The sequence below is a fragment of the Sulfitobacter sp. THAF37 genome, assembly GCF_009363555.1.
Lineage (GTDB): Bacteria > Pseudomonadota > Alphaproteobacteria > Rhodobacterales > Rhodobacteraceae > Sulfitobacter.
The window spans coordinates 115,905-131,817 of the sequence record NZ_CP045373.1; the positions used below are offsets into that span (position 1 = coordinate 115,905).

At 59.0% G+C, this 15,913-nt stretch carries 13 protein-coding genes and 1 pseudogene; 5 read left to right on the forward strand and 9 right to left on the reverse strand.

Annotated elements, in window-relative coordinates:
* Positions 1–23: 23 nt before the first annotated feature.
* Positions 24–1,658, reverse strand: coding sequence for a Mu transposase C-terminal domain-containing protein (locus FIU94_RS17360; protein WP_152467153.1), 1,635 nt, complete (start codon positions 1,656–1,658; stop codon positions 24–26).
* 128 nt (positions 1,659–1,786) lie between these two features.
* Between FIU94_RS17360 and FIU94_RS17365 the strand changes: the two are divergent.
* Positions 1,787–2,476, forward strand: a pseudogene (locus tag FIU94_RS17365) (efflux RND transporter permease subunit); the annotation flags it as partial.
* A gap of 49 nt (positions 2,477–2,525) precedes the next feature.
* Here the strand turns inward: FIU94_RS17365 and FIU94_RS17370 are convergent.
* The 8 genes from FIU94_RS17370 to FIU94_RS17415 all read right to left on the reverse strand — a co-directional run bounded on the left by FIU94_RS17370 (position 2,526) and on the right by FIU94_RS17415 (position 10,934).
* Positions 2,526–3,767 (reverse strand): sialidase family protein, encoded by a 1,242-nt coding sequence (locus tag FIU94_RS17370; protein WP_254702668.1) that lies wholly within the window; start codon positions 3,765–3,767, stop codon positions 2,526–2,528.
* Positions 3,768–3,862: 95 nt separating this feature from the next.
* Entirely contained in the window at positions 3,863–4,321 is a 459-nt protein-coding gene (locus FIU94_RS17375; RefSeq protein ID WP_254702669.1) for a cytochrome c, read from the reverse strand.
* Complete coding sequence (locus FIU94_RS17380) at positions 4,318–5,622, reverse strand: ABC transporter transmembrane domain-containing protein (protein WP_152467154.1); 1,305 nt, start codon at positions 5,620–5,622, stop codon at positions 4,318–4,320. The genes FIU94_RS17375 and FIU94_RS17380 overlap by 4 nt, the downstream gene beginning before the upstream one ends.
* Positions 5,623–5,630: 8 nt before the next feature.
* Positions 5,631–6,161 (reverse strand): plastocyanin/azurin family copper-binding protein, encoded by a 531-nt coding sequence (locus FIU94_RS17385; protein ID WP_152467155.1) that lies wholly within the window; start codon positions 6,159–6,161, stop codon positions 5,631–5,633.
* A gap of 86 nt (positions 6,162–6,247) precedes the next feature.
* On the reverse strand, positions 6,248–6,937 hold the full coding sequence (locus FIU94_RS17390; protein WP_089852425.1) for a copper-binding protein: 690 nt from the start codon (positions 6,935–6,937) through the stop codon (positions 6,248–6,250).
* Positions 6,938–6,984: 47 nt separating this feature from the next.
* A complete protein-coding gene (locus FIU94_RS17395; RefSeq protein ID WP_152467156.1) occupies positions 6,985–8,343 on the reverse strand; it encodes a multicopper oxidase family protein in 1,359 nt (452 codons plus the stop codon).
* 11 nt (positions 8,344–8,354) lie between these two features.
* On the reverse strand, positions 8,355–9,818 hold the full coding sequence (locus tag FIU94_RS17400; RefSeq protein ID WP_071974100.1) for a TolC family protein: 1,464 nt from the start codon (positions 9,816–9,818) through the stop codon (positions 8,355–8,357).
* A 915-nt stretch (positions 9,819–10,733) separates the two neighbouring features.
* A complete protein-coding gene (locus FIU94_RS17415) occupies positions 10,734–10,934 on the reverse strand; it encodes a heavy-metal-associated domain-containing protein (RefSeq protein ID WP_066010354.1) in 201 nt (66 codons plus the stop codon).
* 139 nt (positions 10,935–11,073) lie between these two features.
* On the opposite strand from FIU94_RS17415, the gene FIU94_RS17420 reads away from it, so the two are divergent.
* The 4 genes from FIU94_RS17420 (at position 11,074) to FIU94_RS17435 (ending at position 15,812) form a co-directional block, all read left to right on the forward strand.
* Positions 11,074–13,581 (forward strand): heavy metal translocating P-type ATPase, encoded by a 2,508-nt coding sequence (locus FIU94_RS17420; protein ID WP_152467158.1) that lies wholly within the window; start codon positions 11,074–11,076, stop codon positions 13,579–13,581.
* Positions 13,582–13,600: 19 nt separating this feature from the next.
* Positions 13,601–14,020, forward strand: a complete 420-nt coding sequence (cueR, locus tag FIU94_RS17425; RefSeq protein WP_111734050.1) for a Cu(I)-responsive transcriptional regulator — start codon at positions 13,601–13,603, stop codon at positions 14,018–14,020.
* Positions 14,021–14,152: 132 nt separating this feature from the next.
* The gene (locus tag FIU94_RS17430) at positions 14,153–15,025 is read left to right on the forward strand and encodes a DUF305 domain-containing protein (RefSeq protein WP_152467159.1); all 873 of its coding nucleotides are present in this window, start codon (positions 14,153–14,155) and stop codon (positions 15,023–15,025) included.
* Between the two features lie 22 nt (positions 15,026–15,047).
* Positions 15,048–15,812, forward strand: a complete 765-nt coding sequence (locus FIU94_RS17435) for a MauE/DoxX family redox-associated membrane protein (protein WP_172975948.1) — start codon at positions 15,048–15,050, stop codon at positions 15,810–15,812.
* Positions 15,813–15,913 lie beyond the last annotated feature (101 nt).

Genomic DNA, 15,913 nt, shown 5'->3' on the forward strand with positions numbered 1-15,913 from the left:
CTTCAGTTGTCCCTGCCCTCAATTCACCATCTCTCCACCTTGAACAATGGGCGCGATGTATCACCCGTATCGATCGCGCGCAGCCCTTCGGTTGACGAGACGGCCGAGTTGGCGCTCTCCAATGTCCCTTTTCTTTCACGGGATCGGCGTTCGGCCTTCGTCAGGCCCCGGCTTTCAGTCTCGATCTGGCGTTGCTGGCGGATCAGCTCAGCCAGAACCAGCTCATTGGACCCGGACTTGCCAAGGGCCCGAGCCCTCCTCATGGCTTCGCGATATTCCCAGAGTGGCACGGGCGGAATTTCCAGATTTCTGTACCGCGCCTCAACAAATCGGCCATCGTCCAGTTCGACCCAGATCATTGAGATATCACGAGGATCGTAGCGAACGACCACCTTTCCATCCCCGCGCCCGATGTGGCCTGCAAGGGCATCGGACCAGTACCGTATCTGGAACAGATGGATGCCGTCACGCCTGATCTTGCGCAGTTCGCTCGGCAGGAAACTCACCTGAAAGGCTTCGATATCAAATGGGATATCGCCCGTCATTTGTTCTGAGAGCGCCTCCCATTTGGCAACGGGCGTGCAGCCAAGACTTGAATGAATGCTGTTGTTGTAACGGCAGATTTCCAAAGCAAACCAACGATCGAATTCGCTCAACGTCATCGTGGCCATGCCTTCGGCATCATAGTCGCCCTTGGTCGTGACCGAGGATTGCGTTGTGCCCGGCAGGAGGTGAACCGCCCCCATCATCGTCCCGATCAAACGTTCGATGTGACCTCCGAAGTGAGGACTTCCCGGCGGTCGATAGACCAGATCGATCCCCCATTCCGCACAGGCCGACCGAAAGGCCCGCGACCGGAAATCGCGGCCATTGTCGACATGGACACTCTGCGGTTTGCCTTGTGCGGGCCAAGGAATATTGCACGCCAATTCCGTCAGAAGTTGCGCCTTGGGGGCAACCGCCTGTGTCAGGCAAAGCGCCACAGACAGACGCGAAGGAGCCTCAAGAGAAGTGTAGTATCCGGTTACCATCCGCGTTGCGATGTCGATCGACAGCGTGACCCAAGGCCGGCCAATTGCTTGGCGCTCAAAACTGTCGACAAGAATAATGTCTGCGGGCGTATGGTCGATTTGCACGATTTCCAGAGGATGATTTGCCTTGTTTTCACCCGTGACCGGCGCAAACTTCTGGCGGGCCGCCTTTGCGCCCTCTCGTGCCTTCGCAACTTTGCGGGCATTCATTGCATCCAGACGACGCTGAACCGTCCGCCGCGTCGGTGGCTGCAGGCCCTGTTGCCAGCACGCGCTGCGGATTTCTGTCACGACGCGCGACAGGCTCGAACGCTCCCGGCGCAAAAAATAACGGCGAAGGTGCTCTTCGATCACCGCTTCGACTTTGCTGGATATCAAGATCGTCCCGGTCGGGCGGCCCCGTTTCCGCGGCGTCAGAGCGCTGGTGCGCCCACCCTCTTCCGCCAACCGCTTTACCCAACGCCAGACCGTCGCCCTGCTGACACCAAGCTCCCAAACGGCGTCATTGATGCCACTTTCCAGACTGCCAGTCCCTTTGAGAAAGGCCTGAACAAGGGGACGCAGCACCGCGGCCCTGCGCGCTTCTTCAGCACCAACGGCAACGTAGTCTTCGCCATCATCATCCATCGATATTTGCCGCAAATGTCTGTGAACCCTGTCTCAGGTTTAAGAGCAAAAATATCGGAATTAAAGGCAAAATCTCATATTTAAGGGCAAAGCACAGCTGTTGATTTCGTTGGATTTCTCATCTCACAATTAAGGGCTACGCGACAGTGGCCGAAGCGCAGGCGGCGGTCGCGGCTTCCGTCACCCTGCCCCCCGGCTATTCTTTGGGCTGGAGCGGGCAGTTCGAGTACCTTGAACGTGCGAAACAGCGGCTGGCCACAGTTGTGCCGTTAACGCTGGCGCTGATCTTTCTGCTGCTTTACCTGAACTTCCGCCGTCTGACGGAAACGCTGATCGTGATGCTGTCGCTGCCCTTCGCGCTGGTGGGCGGCATTTGGCTCATGTGGTTCATGGGCTTCAACATGTCGGTTGCGGTGGCCGTCGGGTTTATCGCGTTGGCCGGGGTAGCGGCGGAAACCGGTGTGATCATGCTCATCTATCTCGATCAGGCGTTGAATGAAGCGCGTGACCGCGCAGACGGCCGGGATCTGACCCGCGACGAGCTCTACGCTGCGATCATGGTGGGCGCAGTAGACCGCGTTCGTCCCAAGATGATGACAGTTGTCGCAATCATGGCCGGCCTGATGCCGATCCTTTGGGCGCACGGCACCGGATCCGAGATCATGCAGCGCATCGCCGTTCCAATGATCGGCGGGATGGTGTCGTCAACTTTGCTGACCCTGATCGTCATTCCGGCGGTTTATGCCATCATCAAAGGCTGGAGCCTCAAGAAGGCCGGTACAGCGCCTGATTTAGCCCTCGGGCAGGCCGCAGAATAAGGGCAACAGCATTAAGGAGGCATTGGGAATCGAGATGAATGCTTGAAACCTATGGCGTCAGAGCGACTTCAACGACGCGAATGGTGGTACTGCCGTCCGCGCCGCTGATTGGTTGCGTCCAGGCCACAAACGCCCCGGTTCCGCCAAGCGCCATCCTCGGAAAACCGACCGATCCGCCGCCTCGATTGATGTGGAGCGCCTGAGGCGCGACACATCCGGCATCTGACGTTACGTGGCACATGACGATCGCTTCACCGCCTCCCACATATTCGATCCAGAGCGCCAATGCGCTGCCATCTGCAAATTGCAGGACGTCCACCCGACCCGCGGCTGCGCCGAGGTCAATGCGGAGCGGTTCGTCGAACTGCGCACCGCCATCGTCCGAGAAGGCAATATGAACCTTCGGCTCGTTCTCGGCTGCAGTGAACCAGACAACGGAAACCTTGTCGTCCATCGTATCAATGGCCGGGCCATTGACGGGACATCCGGCGATCTCCCATCCGTCGTTATGAATCGTGGCGGGCTGCGTCCATTCCCCGTTGGTTTGGCGCACAACCGATATGTCGCGGATTTCGTCGGCGGTTCTGTCACGATAGACCGCCACGATTTCGCCTGATGCAGTCCGCGCTGCAGAAGTCTGGCAACAGGTACAGGTGCGCACATCCAACAGGCTTTCTGGCTGCATCGTTCCGTCAAAGTTGATCTGCCGCGCGCGCAACTGCATCGCATTTTCGAAGCTGTCGCCTTCTGTCTGACTGTCATACTCCCGGCCATCCAGCCACAGCGCCGTCAATCCACCAAATTGGTCGGGTACCAACGAAACAAAACCATGCTCACGTTGAGACCTGTCATCGTGAGGGACAACCGGGTCCGTCCAGCTTCTGCCTTCATCTTTGGAAAAAGCGATTTTGACGTCGTATTGGTAATCGCCCGGTCCATTCAACTCTAGCCATTGTGCCGCCAAACCGCCACCAGCAAGCGCCACTACCGAAGGGAAGTCGGCCCAGTTGATGTAAGTCTTTGACGATACATTAATTGTGCGGACGTCCGACCACTCACTGCCGTTGAGGATGGCCATGCGAACTTCCGCTTCGGTTCCGCTTTCTTCGGTCCAGCTCAGTAAAACCCTGCCATCCGACAAGGGTGCGAGTGATGGTTCGCGCGCATTGATGCCAACAGGTGATCCGCGGTCGGTCAATCTGAATAAACCGGTTTCCTCCGCGTATGATGCGGTGGACGAAGCGAACAATGCACCAAGGATCAGAGTCGACGCAGCAGAACATTTAATCATGAACAGAATTTTCCCACCGGTTGTTGCTTTTCTGTGGCAAACCGAATGCTAATTGACCGTGAGGCAACTCCCATTCTTTCGTCCGACGAATGTGCTTAGTTGATTCCGTTGGCCCGCTGCAAAGCTCGAATGTATGCTACGATAGCAAGGATATCTGATCGCGTCACGCCTTCAACAGCTGGCATGTTGCCAAATTTCCAGTGGTGCGCCCGAACTCCATTCTGCGCTGCGAGGACAAACGCCATGTCGCCGTGGTGGCTGGGTTCATAGATCTTGTGAACAAGCGGAGGAGCGACGCCATCTTGGCCCTGCGCGTTTCGGCCATGGCAAGCGGAACAGACCGCATCATAAGCGCTTGCGCCGATTTGCTCCTGCTCTGTGAAACTGTTTGGTAGCTTGACAGTAGCGAGAGCACCCGCGGGAAGCGCGATGCTGTCCTGCCTCTGGGCGCCCGTCCGAGTGTGGCTCGGTTGCACAATGAACCATACTGCTGCAGCGACGGCGACCAGAGCAAAAAATATCGCTGCCCATTTCATACTATCAAACTCTTTCATGATGTTGCGATGGCCCCCTGCCTTTTTAAAGACGAAGCCGGGCATCTCAGTGGGGCTTGCTCGAATTGACTGACCTCCTGCGGCATGGTGTTGTCTGCTTGAACAATTGCGGATTGCTGGATCGATTTGTTGAAAAAGGTCGTGATTTCGTGGTACCGGATCCGCGTGTCTTCCAGCGTCTGATAGTAATTGAAGAGTTCTTTAAGCGGTGCCGAGAAGTCTTTGTGTGCGGCTAGGACGGCCACCAGGGCACCGAGTGTAATACGCCCTTCGATGACGAAATATCCTCCCAATGAGTAGAACAGGAATGGGGTCAGCGCGGTTAGAAAATTGTTGAGGGCCTTGATGAAGAACTTCAGGTGGAAAATTTTCCTGCGGACGTGCTCAAGCTCTCTAAAACTCGCTCCGGCCGGTAGCAGTCCGGTCGAATTGACCTGCCGTTCATGCAACTGTTCGCTGAGCTGTCTGCCGAGCTGTCGGACTTCCTTGATCCTTGTACGTGAAAGGGCGTTTACACGCCGCTGTAGCTTGGGCAGCAGCACGAGCTGAACTGGCAGCACGGTCAGTGCGGCGGCACCCAACACAGGGTCCTGAACGAACATGAAAAACAGAATCGTCAACAGTGTACCGCCTTGTAGGATTGGCAGCGTGAGGACATCTGCCGCGAAGCCACCTATGGGCTCAACCTCCTGTGCGAGAATAGGGACGATTTCGCTCTGGTTTCGGGAGTCGGGATCGCTGCGCCATTGCCGATAGACCAGCAAGCGGAAGCGCCGCAGAAAACGCTCAGCTACATACCCCTTGAACACGTTGAGGCCGTATTTATTTAGCCCATTCAAGATGATCGCCAGAAGGTAGAGACCAGAGAGAAGCATTAGGAAAACGACCTGATCGACGTCTCGTCCCAAAATGGCAACGGGGAAACGATCAGAATCCAAAGCGTTGTTTACGATCTGCTTTGGCAGTTCGAGGGTCAGATATAGAATAGGCATCGCGATGAGGCTGACCACAATCATCAATGCCTGCTGCCTTCTGGAGTAGCGCAGGACCGTGCTGAAAAGACTGCCTTCAAGCCCCCGAATGGGTTCGGGGTGGAACGTAGGGGCCTGACGGCGCTTCCAAAGCTTGAGAATGCCGCCTATAGCAAGATATGAGCCGACAGTGATCAGCAGCGCGGGTGCCAAGACCAGTATCAGATGAATGAACGGGTGAACCCAGTCTGGCGTCGCATCGCTGTAGTCGTACCCAAACGCGGCAGATACGTTGTGTACAAGCACGTGATACCTGTCCAGGAGTGACATCAAAAACTCTAACCCTTGGATTTCGGCGCAAGGTGATCGTGCACGATGATGACGCCCCACATGCCCGCTTCCCGGTGGCCGGGTATCAAGCATACGAACTCCAGGTTCGTCATATCGGAGAACTCCCAGATCAGCTCGGCATTTTGTCCACTTGGGATCAAAACCGAGTTGGCGCGATCATGTTGCATATCGGGGTGTTCGCGCATCCACTGCTGATGTTTCGCAATTTCGTCAAAGGAGCCGAGAAAGAACTCATGATCCAGAGCGCCTGTATTTCCGATCAAGAACCGAACGACCGATCCCTTTTCAATCTGGATCGCGTCCGGCTCGAAAAGCATGTAGCCGCTTTCTGTCTCCCTGATGGATATTTCGATCGTCCGGTCGAATGAGGAACCGACACCGGGCTTCCCGATCGCATCATGGCCAGGCACTTCGAAGGCCCGCGCATGAGGTTGCTGGCCTTTGCCACTGGAAGCGTTCACTGAGAAAGCCGGAAAGACGAGCACAAGGGCGGTGGTGCAGATTATCAGGAAATTCATACTGCTCGGCTACCTCCTTAACGCTTGATTTTATTGCCTCAAAGCGTTGGGGCCGGGCGTGTTCGCCTCGGCCCCATTGTCTATCTTCACTTCATCTGCGTGACAGTAAGCTTGCCCTTGACCCGGTCGGCAACGAACTCGATGTCCTGACCTTCCGCCATCTTGGCCATCATCGCTTCGTCCGCGCGGAACACCATCGTCATCGCGGGCATATCGAGGTTGACCAGAGGGCCGTGGATGATTGTGACCTTGCCGGCTTTGGCGTCGATCTTCTTGATGGTCCCGCTCGTATATTCCACGTCAGCCTGAGCCATCTGGTCCCCCACTGAGACCGCACGGTGCATTCCGGATTCGTAGTGACCCGGGATCAGGCACGCGGCTTCGAACGTACCAGCATTCGCGAACGTCCAGACGACCTCGCCCGTGGCACCCGGATCAAGACGGATACGGTTCGGGTCGTCGTGTTCCATGTCCATCTTGGCCATTTCGATCTTGTGCTCGGCGTTATTTTCCAGCGTGTCGAGAACAAACTCGTGTTCCAGCTCACCCTTGTTCGTGATGTTGAAGCGGATGGTTTCACCCTGCTTGATGGTCATCTCCTCACTCTCGATCAGCATTTCGCCTTCGTCGTTTTCAAGCAGGGTTACATCAATCGACCGGTCGACTTTTGCCGTATGGCCGGGCATACCGACGGCCATTTTGGCATGACCAACGTCAGCGAAAGCCCCAGTTGAAGCGAAAAGGACGAGAGAGGTGCTCAGAAGAAGTTTTTTCATTTGGTTTTCCTGTAGGTTTGGTTTGGTTGGAGTCGACGAAGGGCCGTTCAGCCCTCCGAGTTTGGTTTTGGTGTGAGAATGGTCTTGGGACTGTTGTTCGAGGCGAACTCGGGCAATTCGCCAGTCCATTCGTAGGCCATCTCGCCCGGAGGATTTTCGTACCAGCCGGGATCGGAGTAATCGTCCGCGTCGATGCCGTCCCGCACCTTTACGACCGAAAACATGCCGCCCATCTCGATGGGGCCGTAGGGCCCCCAACCCGTCATCATCGGGATCGTGTTGTCAGGCAGCGGCATTTCCATTTTCGCCATGTCCCCCATGCCGGACATGCCCATGGGCATGTATTCCGGCTGGAACTGACGGATCTTTTGGGTCAGCGGCTTCTTGTTGACCCCGATGAACGTCGGCACATCGTGACCCATGGCATTCATCGTGTGGTGCGACTTGTGGCAGTGAATCGCCCAATCGCCCAGGTGATCGGCGACGAACTCATAGGCGCGCATCGCGCCCACGGGGATGTCGATCGAAACCTCCGGCCATTGCGCGGCCTCCGGCACCCAGCCACCATCCGTGCAGGTGACCTTGAAGTCATAGCCGTGCATGTGGATCGGGTGGTTTGTCATCGTCAGGTTGCCGACGCGCACGCGCACCTTGTCGCCCTTGTTCACGACCAGCGGATCGATGTCGGGGAAGATCCGACTGTTCCACGTCCACAGGTTGAAGTCCGTCATCGTCATGATGCGGGGCACGTATGTGCCGGGATCGATGTCAAAGGCATTCAGCATGATCAGAAAATCGCGATCCACCGGCATGAAGGTGGGATCCTTGGGATGGACCACGAACATGCCCATCATCCCCATCGCCATCTGCGCCATTTCGTCGCCATGGGGGTGATACATGAACGTGCCGGACTTCACCAAGTCGAATTCGTAGACAAACGTTTTCCCTGGCGGGATGCTGGGATGACTCAACCCGGAGACCCCATCCATGCCCGAGGGCAGGATGAGCCCGTGCCAATGCACCGTGGTGCCTTCCGGCAGCTTGTTGGTGACGTAGATGCGGACCCGGTCACCTTCGACCGCTTCGATCGTTGGACCGGTGGACTGGCCGTTGTAACCCCACAAATGCGCAATCATGCCGTCTGCAAGTTCGCGCTCTACCGGTTCGGCGACGAGGTGAAATTCCTTGACCCCGTTGTTCATCCGGTGCGGCAGGGTCCACCCGTTCAGCGTGACCACAGGTGTGTAGTCCGGCCCTGACGACGGACGCGCCGTAATCGCCGTTGCCGCACTGTCCATCTGCGCGGCTTCGGGGAGGCCCATGTTCAGGGTTTGACCCCAGGCTTTTGAAGAGACCAGCGTTGCACCTGCGGCGCCGGCTCCGAGTAATTGACGTCTGTTCAACATGTCAGTTCCTTTCAGTGTCCTGCGCCGCCACCGGCGGCAAGCGTTGCGCCTTCTCCACCAGCACCACCGCCGCCTTCGCCGCCGCCATAGATCGCGGCGGTCAGATCGGCCTGTGCCATATAGAATTCGCGTTTTGCATTTGCCGCTTCCAGGGATGCGCCAAGTTTCTCGCGCACGTCCGTCAGCAGCTCGAACGTGTTGGTGATCATGCCGTTGTAGGACAGCAAACCCTCTTCTTCGACGGTCGTGCGTAGCGGCACCAGAACGTCGCGGTAGTGGCGCGCGATTTTGTATGCGGCATGATAGGAGGCTTCAGCACCCCGCGCTTCGGACCGGACGTTCACGGCCTTCTCTGCGAGCACGTTGGCCGCTTGTAAGTAAGACAACTCCGCCTTGCGCATCCGGGCTTTGCCGGTGTCGTAGATCGGGATCGCGAACTCCACTTCCACCTGAGGGGTGGTCACGGTTTCCGTTTCTCCGTCCTCAATTTCCCGCTCCGCCTCGAATCCGGCAATGAACTCAAGATCGCTGACAATGCGGGTCTGATCGGTCAGGCCAAACGCCTTGGCCTGCGCTTCCAGGCCAAGTTTGGCAACACGCAGATCCACCCGGTTTCGGAGCGCCTTGGCCTCGATGTCGGTCACACGGCCGACAGAACGCGGCAGTGCAGGAAGGGCATCTGGCACATAGTAATCGACTTCGGTGCCCCAGAGACCCATCAACCTGGTCAAAGCCTCCTTGGACCGAGTGGCGTTCAATCGTGCCTGTGCAAGTTGCCCCGCCAGTTCGGCATTGAATGCCTGTTCGCGGGCCTGCCCAGCTTTGTTGAGTGCGCCGGTCTCGCCCAACCTCATCGCCAGTTCAGAGCCGGCGTCAGAGGTCGCTTTCGCGCGCCGCAGATAACTCACTGCCTCGAAGGCGGCGACTGCATCGACCCATGCCTTTCGCGTCTGATTTGCCAGTGCGAGTGTGTCGTTCACGGCATTGAGCTGAGCCTGCCGGAAGCTTGCATCAGCAATGGCCATACGCTGTTTACGCGTGGTGGCATCGAGGACGTTCGACCGGATCAGCCCTTCGATCGCCCTGTAGGCACCGAGTTCAGGCGCACCGATTCCCAAGACACCAATTGAGACGATCGGGTTTTCCGGCGTCGATTGCTGCCAAGCCTCAGCGGCCGAGAGGCCAACATTGGCGTAAGACGCTTGCAGACCCTTATTGTTCAGCAGCGCAACCTGAACCGCCGTATCGGCCGAGATCGTCTTCCGATGCACCATGCTGTGCACCTGTTTCTTGAGAGCTTCGTTTTCGGCCTGGGTTTCGGCGAAGGCCGTCCGTTTGCCGATGGCCGGTGTGACCTGGCTGGAAATGTTGGCGAAGCCGGCTTTCGGTTCCGTGTAGATACCCGGTACTGCGGTAGCGCAGGCACCCAAAATTAGGGGAAAGCCAAGAACCAGCGGAATCTTAGATACCCGCATCAGTTGCCCTCCGTCTGCTCTTGATTGACGGAACGCCAATCACGGGGGCCTGTCGGACCACGATAGGTGTAGCCAGCCAATGGATCTTGATAGCTGATCGGAGACGAAACGGTCGCGTTGACGACAGCCTGTTGTGTCGCAACGGAGGGCAAAGGGGTAGGCTCATAGGCGCATGCGCCGAGCCCGAGGGCCGAAGCCCCCATAAGTAGATGAATTTTCATGAAGGTATCCTGATTGATGAACGATGTCTCACGCAGAGTCTGCGCAAGGCTCACACCCGGATTGGGCGCCGTTTCAGATCAGGAATCGAGGGGGCCGCAGAAACCCTGATGTTTCGACGGAATGCGTCTGACCGCTCAGGATCATATATTCTTTCGCAGCAATAGGATCCGGGAATACCAAGTCTGCGTCTGGAATGACGACAGAAATGCATATTCCGTTACAACACTGAGTTGATTGATGCTCTGTTTCACCCATGTCGGAGGATATGTCATCCACGTCAACTGTCGCCGGGTGTTTCATGTGGTCGGCGTGGATATCAGTTCCCTGACCAACTGTCGGTTCGCTGAGAAGGGAGCTGATCGATCCAGAATGCTGACCATCATGCATTCCCGAGGCCGCGTGTGCCGCAGAAGGTGGAGACAGAACCAGCGCCAACGCAAAAGCGAAGCAAGTGAGGACTCTCACCCATGTTGAAATGGCGACACGCATTCTCATGGATGGTAAATTGGACATTTTGACAAATTAGTCAACGCTTACAGCGCGGGAAGGTTTGGCACATTCTAGCGAGGCAGGCGAATTCTCGCTGCAAGCGCTCAAAACTGTTGCGCAATAGGTACATAGCAACGTTCACCAGTCAGACAAAAGACGCGAAAATGGCAGGGAATATTTCAATAATGACCGGAAGTGCCGGGACTAAGTCAGTCGCTCCGAGCCGTAGCCTGCATCGTGAATCGCTGCCTTCAGCGCGCTTTCATCCAATGCGCTATCTACCTCGACGGAACGCGCAGTCAGGTCACAGGTGACCGTCGCGTGTGGGTCTATCGTCACAATGGCCTTCTCTATCGACGCGGTGCAATGTCCGCAGTTCATGTCCGGGACGCTGAACCTGATCATCACGATCTCCTTCTTACCGCTCCTATCTAGGGCGTTCCCCTATGGGAAGGTCAATGCCCGAAAAATTCCTCGATGCACCTGTTGACCTTCCAGTGAATGGAACCCTTATGTGAGGCAGGATCAGAATCAGGAGATTTCCATGTCCGGTCCGCACAACGTCCGAATTTCCCTTCAAAACATGTCCTGCGCCTCTTGCGTCGGGCGGGTGGAGCGTGGGCTTTCCGGCCTGCCGGGTGTCAGCGACGTTCGCGTCAACCTCGCCAGCGAGACGGCCCAGGCGCAGATCGACGGGCCGGAGCGCATCTCGGACATCGTCGAGAAGCTGGAACAGATTGGCTATCCGGCCCGTAAGCAGAGCACTCGCCTGAACGTGGCCTCCATGTCTTGTGCGTCCTGCGTTGGGCGGGTGGACAAGGCGCTGGCGGCGGTGCCGGGCGTGCTGGACGTGAACGTCAATCTGGCTTCGGAAACTTCGACGGTGACCTATGTCGAAGGCGCGGTCGCGGTCGCCGACCTGCTAAAGGCGGCGGGTGACGCAGGCTATCCCGCGACCCTGCCGTTGGACAGCGCGCCGGAAGACACGAGTGTCCGCAAGGATGAAGAGGCGCGGAGGCTGGCCCTCAGAACCGCGCTGGCGGCGGCGCTCGCTTTGCCTGTGTTCCTGCTGGAAATGGGCGCGCACCTGATCCCCGGCATGCATGGTCTGATCGGCGACACGATCGGCCATCGGGCAAGCTGGCTGATCCAGTTCGTCCTGACCACGGTGGTTCTGCTCTGGCCGGGGCGCAGCTTCTACACGCGCGGGTTTCCAGCCCTGCTCAAGCGTGCGCCGGACATGAACAGCCTTGTCGCGGTCGGCACTTCTGCCGCCTATCTCTATTCTCTCGTGGCGCTATTCGCGCCCGCGCTGCTGCCCGAAGGGTCGCGTGCCGTCTATTTCGAGGCGGCGGCAGTCATCGTCGTGCTAATCCTGCTGGGCCGGTGGCTGGAGGCGCGCGCCAAGGGCCGCACCGGCGCAGCGATCCAGAAGCTGCTGGGCCTTCAGGCCAAGACCGCCCGCGTGCTGGTGGACGGAGAGCCTGAGGACGTGGCCATCGAGCGCATCGCCGCGGGCGACATCCTGCTCGTGCGCCCCGGAGAGCGGATCGCGGTGGACGGCGAGGTGACCGAAGGCATTGCGCGTGTCGATGAGAGCATGATCACGGGAGAGCCGGTGCCGGTCGCCAAATCCGTGGGCGATCCCGTGACCGGCGGGACCGTCAACGGCACCGGCGCCTTCCAGTTCCGCGCGACGCGCGTGGGGGCGGATACGACGCTGGCGCAAATCATCCGTATGGTCGAAGAGGCGCAGGGGGCCAAGTTGCCCATCCAGGGTCTGGTGGATCGGATCACCCTGTGGTTCGTGCCCGCGGTCATGGCGCTGGCGCTGCTGACGGTTATAATCTGGCCACTGGTCGGGCCGTCGCCCGCCCTGTCCCTTGCGCTGGTCGCCGGCGTTTCGGTGCTGATCATCGCCTGCCCCTGCGCGATGGGGCTGGCCACGCCGACCTCAATCATGGTGGGCACCGGCCGTGCCGCCGAAATGGGTGTGCTGTTCCGCAAGGGCGATGCGCTGCAACAGCTTTCTACCTTCGATGTGATCGCGCTGGACAAGACCGGCACGGTGACCGAAGGACGCCCCGAACTGACCGATCTGGTGCTGGCCGACGGCTTTGAACGGGCCGAGGTGCTGGCGCTGGTCGCGGCAGTTGAAGCGCAATCGGAACATCCCATCGCCGAGGCCATCCTGCGGGCGGCAGAGGCCGAGAACGTTGCCGGGCACGAGGCGCGGAACTTTACCTCCATCACCGGCCACGGTGTCCGGGCCGAGGTCGCGGGCCGCGAGGTGCTGGTGGGGGCCGACCGTCTGATGACCCGCGAAGGGCTGGACATCGGCGCGCTGGCGGACGCGGAACGCCGCCTGGCCGAACAGGGCCGTACCGCGCTTTACGCCGCTATCGACGGACGCGTTGCCGCCATGATCGCCGTAGCCGATCCGGTCAAGCCGTCCAGCGCCGCGGTCATCCGCGCCTTGCACGATCTCGGCCTGAAGGTCGCCATGATCACCGGCGACAAGCGCGAGACGGCAGAAGCCATCGCGCGGGAGACGGGCATCGACCACGTGATCGCGGGCGTGCTGCCGGACGGCAAGGTCGCGGCACTGGATGAACTGCGTGGCACGGGCCAGCATATCGCCTTCGTCGGCGACGGCATCAACGACGCGCCCGCGCTTGCCCATGCGGATGTGGGCATCGCCATCGGCACCGGCACTGACGTCGCCATCGAATCCGCCGACGTGGTGCTGATGTCGGCCGACCTGCGCGGCGTGGTCAACGCGCTGGAAATATCGCGGCGCACCATGCGCAACATCCGCCAGAACCTGTTTTGGGCCTTCGGCTACAATGTCGCGCTGATCCCGGTTGCGGCGGGGGCGCTTTACCCGGTGTCGGGCCTGCTGCTGTCGCCGGTGCTGGCGGCGGGGGCGATGGCGCTCAGCTCGGTCTTCGTACTGACGAACGCGCTGCGCCTGCGCCGTGTGCGCCCGGCGATGGACGAGGCGGCGAAGGCTGTGACCGACCCCCGCCTGTCCCCCGTTCCGGCTGAATGAAAACAAGGAGAAGACGATCATGAATATCGGAGACGTGGCCGACCTGTCCGGCCTTCCTGCGAAGACCATCCGCTACTACGAGGACATCGGGCTGGTCGAGCCGCTGCGCAGCGCGAACGGTTATCGCAGCTTTCGGCAGAGCGACGTCCACAAGCTGGCGTTTCTTGGGCGAGCGCGTGCGCTTGGCTTCACCATCGAGGACTGCCGGAGCCTGCTGAAACTCTATGCCGATACCGACCGCGCCAGCGCGGAGGTCAAGCAGATCGCCGAGGAACACCTCGACCGGATCGACCGGAAAATCGCAGAACTGACCGAGATGCGCGCGACGTTGTCGCACCTTGTCGATGCCTGCGCTGGCGATCACAGGCCTGATTGCCCGATTCTCGCAGATCTGGCGATGGAAGAGGGTAAGACCCGGACCGCAAGGGCAGCGGATTAAGCGGGCTTCGATCTGTCCCCCAGCGGGCCGCGCCACCCATAAGGTGCGACTGGCTGCAGCTATTTCGGAACATTCCAGCGCGGGAAAGTTGTTCCACCTCTAGACTTCACGATTTCGAGAGAGGACAACTTCATGTCATATGGCCGCTTTTTCGCGATGATCGCCACATCTACCGTCGTCATGTTCGGTCTGATGTATCTCAATACCTACCTCTGGACGCATGTGTTTTGGTCGGAAACGCGGGCCTACATGGCTCTCCTGATGGGTGCCACCATGGCGATCATCATGCTGGGCTTCATGCTGTCGATGTATTCCAGCAAGATGGCTAACGCCGCCATCTTCATCGGTGCCGCTGTGGTCTTTGCCGCCTCCCTTTGGCTGGTCCGCAGCCAGGTGACGGTGGGCGACACCAGCTACATGCGGGCAATGATCCCGCACCACTCGATCGCGATCATGACCTCCAGCCGCGCCGATATCTCGGACCCGCGCGTGCGCAAGCTGGCGGATGAGATCATCTATGCGCAGGACAAGGAAATCGCCGAGATGCGTTATCTGGTGAACGATATCGACGCCAACGGTGACAGTCCGGCACAGTCAGAAAGCGGACCGGCGCAGATCGTGAGCCTCGACGAGGCGCTATCAACCCCGGAAGTCGGCATTCTCGACCTCGAATTTCTTACTTCGGAGGACATTGCTCAGATGTTTCCCGGCGGCGCCGCGTGCACGTTCACTTACACCACCACAAGCAGGCCTGCGCTGGCGGTGGGCCGCATCGACGGTGGGAGTGTAGCTCTCGCCAAGATCAGCGGCGATCTGGTGCGGCTGGAGGCTGGCGACGCCGGAAGCACTTGGGGCACGGAGGGCATGACAGTGGCGTTGAGCGCGCCGAGCGGAACCGGCACATTGGACGCAAATAGTGGCGAAATGCAGGACGCCGATCTCGTTCTCGAACTTGGGTCCGGTCTGCGTGCAGGGTATCGCGGATATTACGGTTGCGGTGCCTGAACCAGAAACTGGAGGAAACACCATGCCGAAAGACGCATCGAAATCAGCCCAACTCTACCGGATGGTCATGCAGGATCATCTTTGCCCTTATGGTCTCAAGTCCAAAGACCTGCTCGAACGGGAAGGGTACGAGGTCGAGGATCATCACCTGACGACACGTGAGGAAGCCGATGCCTTCATGGAAAAGCACGGGGTCGAGACCACGCCGCAGACCTGGATCGGCGACAAGCGGATTGGCGGCTACGACGATCTGCGGGTCCATTTCGGCCTCGACGCGCCGGAAAGTGAGCGCTCGGACACCTCCTATCAGCCGGTGATCGCGATCTTTGCCGTCGCGTTTCTGATGGCGCTCGGCCTGTCATGGTACAGCTTTGGAACCATCCTCAGCCTGCGCGCGCTGGAATGGTTCGTCTCGATCTCGATGTGCTTGCTTGCAGTGCAGAAGCTTCAGGATGTCGAGAGCTTTTCGACCATGTTCCTGAATTACGACCTGCTGGCGCGCCGCTGGGTGCGCTACGGCTATCTCTATCCCTTCGGAGAGGCCTTCGCCGGTATCCTCATGGTCGCCGGGGCGCTCACCTGGCTGTCGGCACCCGTGGCCTTGTTCATCGGCACCGTCGGCGCGGTTTCGGTCTTCAAGGCCGTGTACATCGACAAGCGCGAGTTGAAATGCGCCTGCGTCGGGGGAGACAGCAACGTGCCACTAGGGTTCGTCTCGCTCACCGAGAACCTGATGATGATGGTCATGGGTATCTGGATGCCGATCCGGGTCTACCTGATCGGTTGACGGCCCCGCGACCTCTACAGAGGCGCGGCGTGTACGACCTTTTTGACTGGTGGAGATGATCCCCACTTACCAGCCATCGCGCCAAGAGCTGGTTCGAAGTT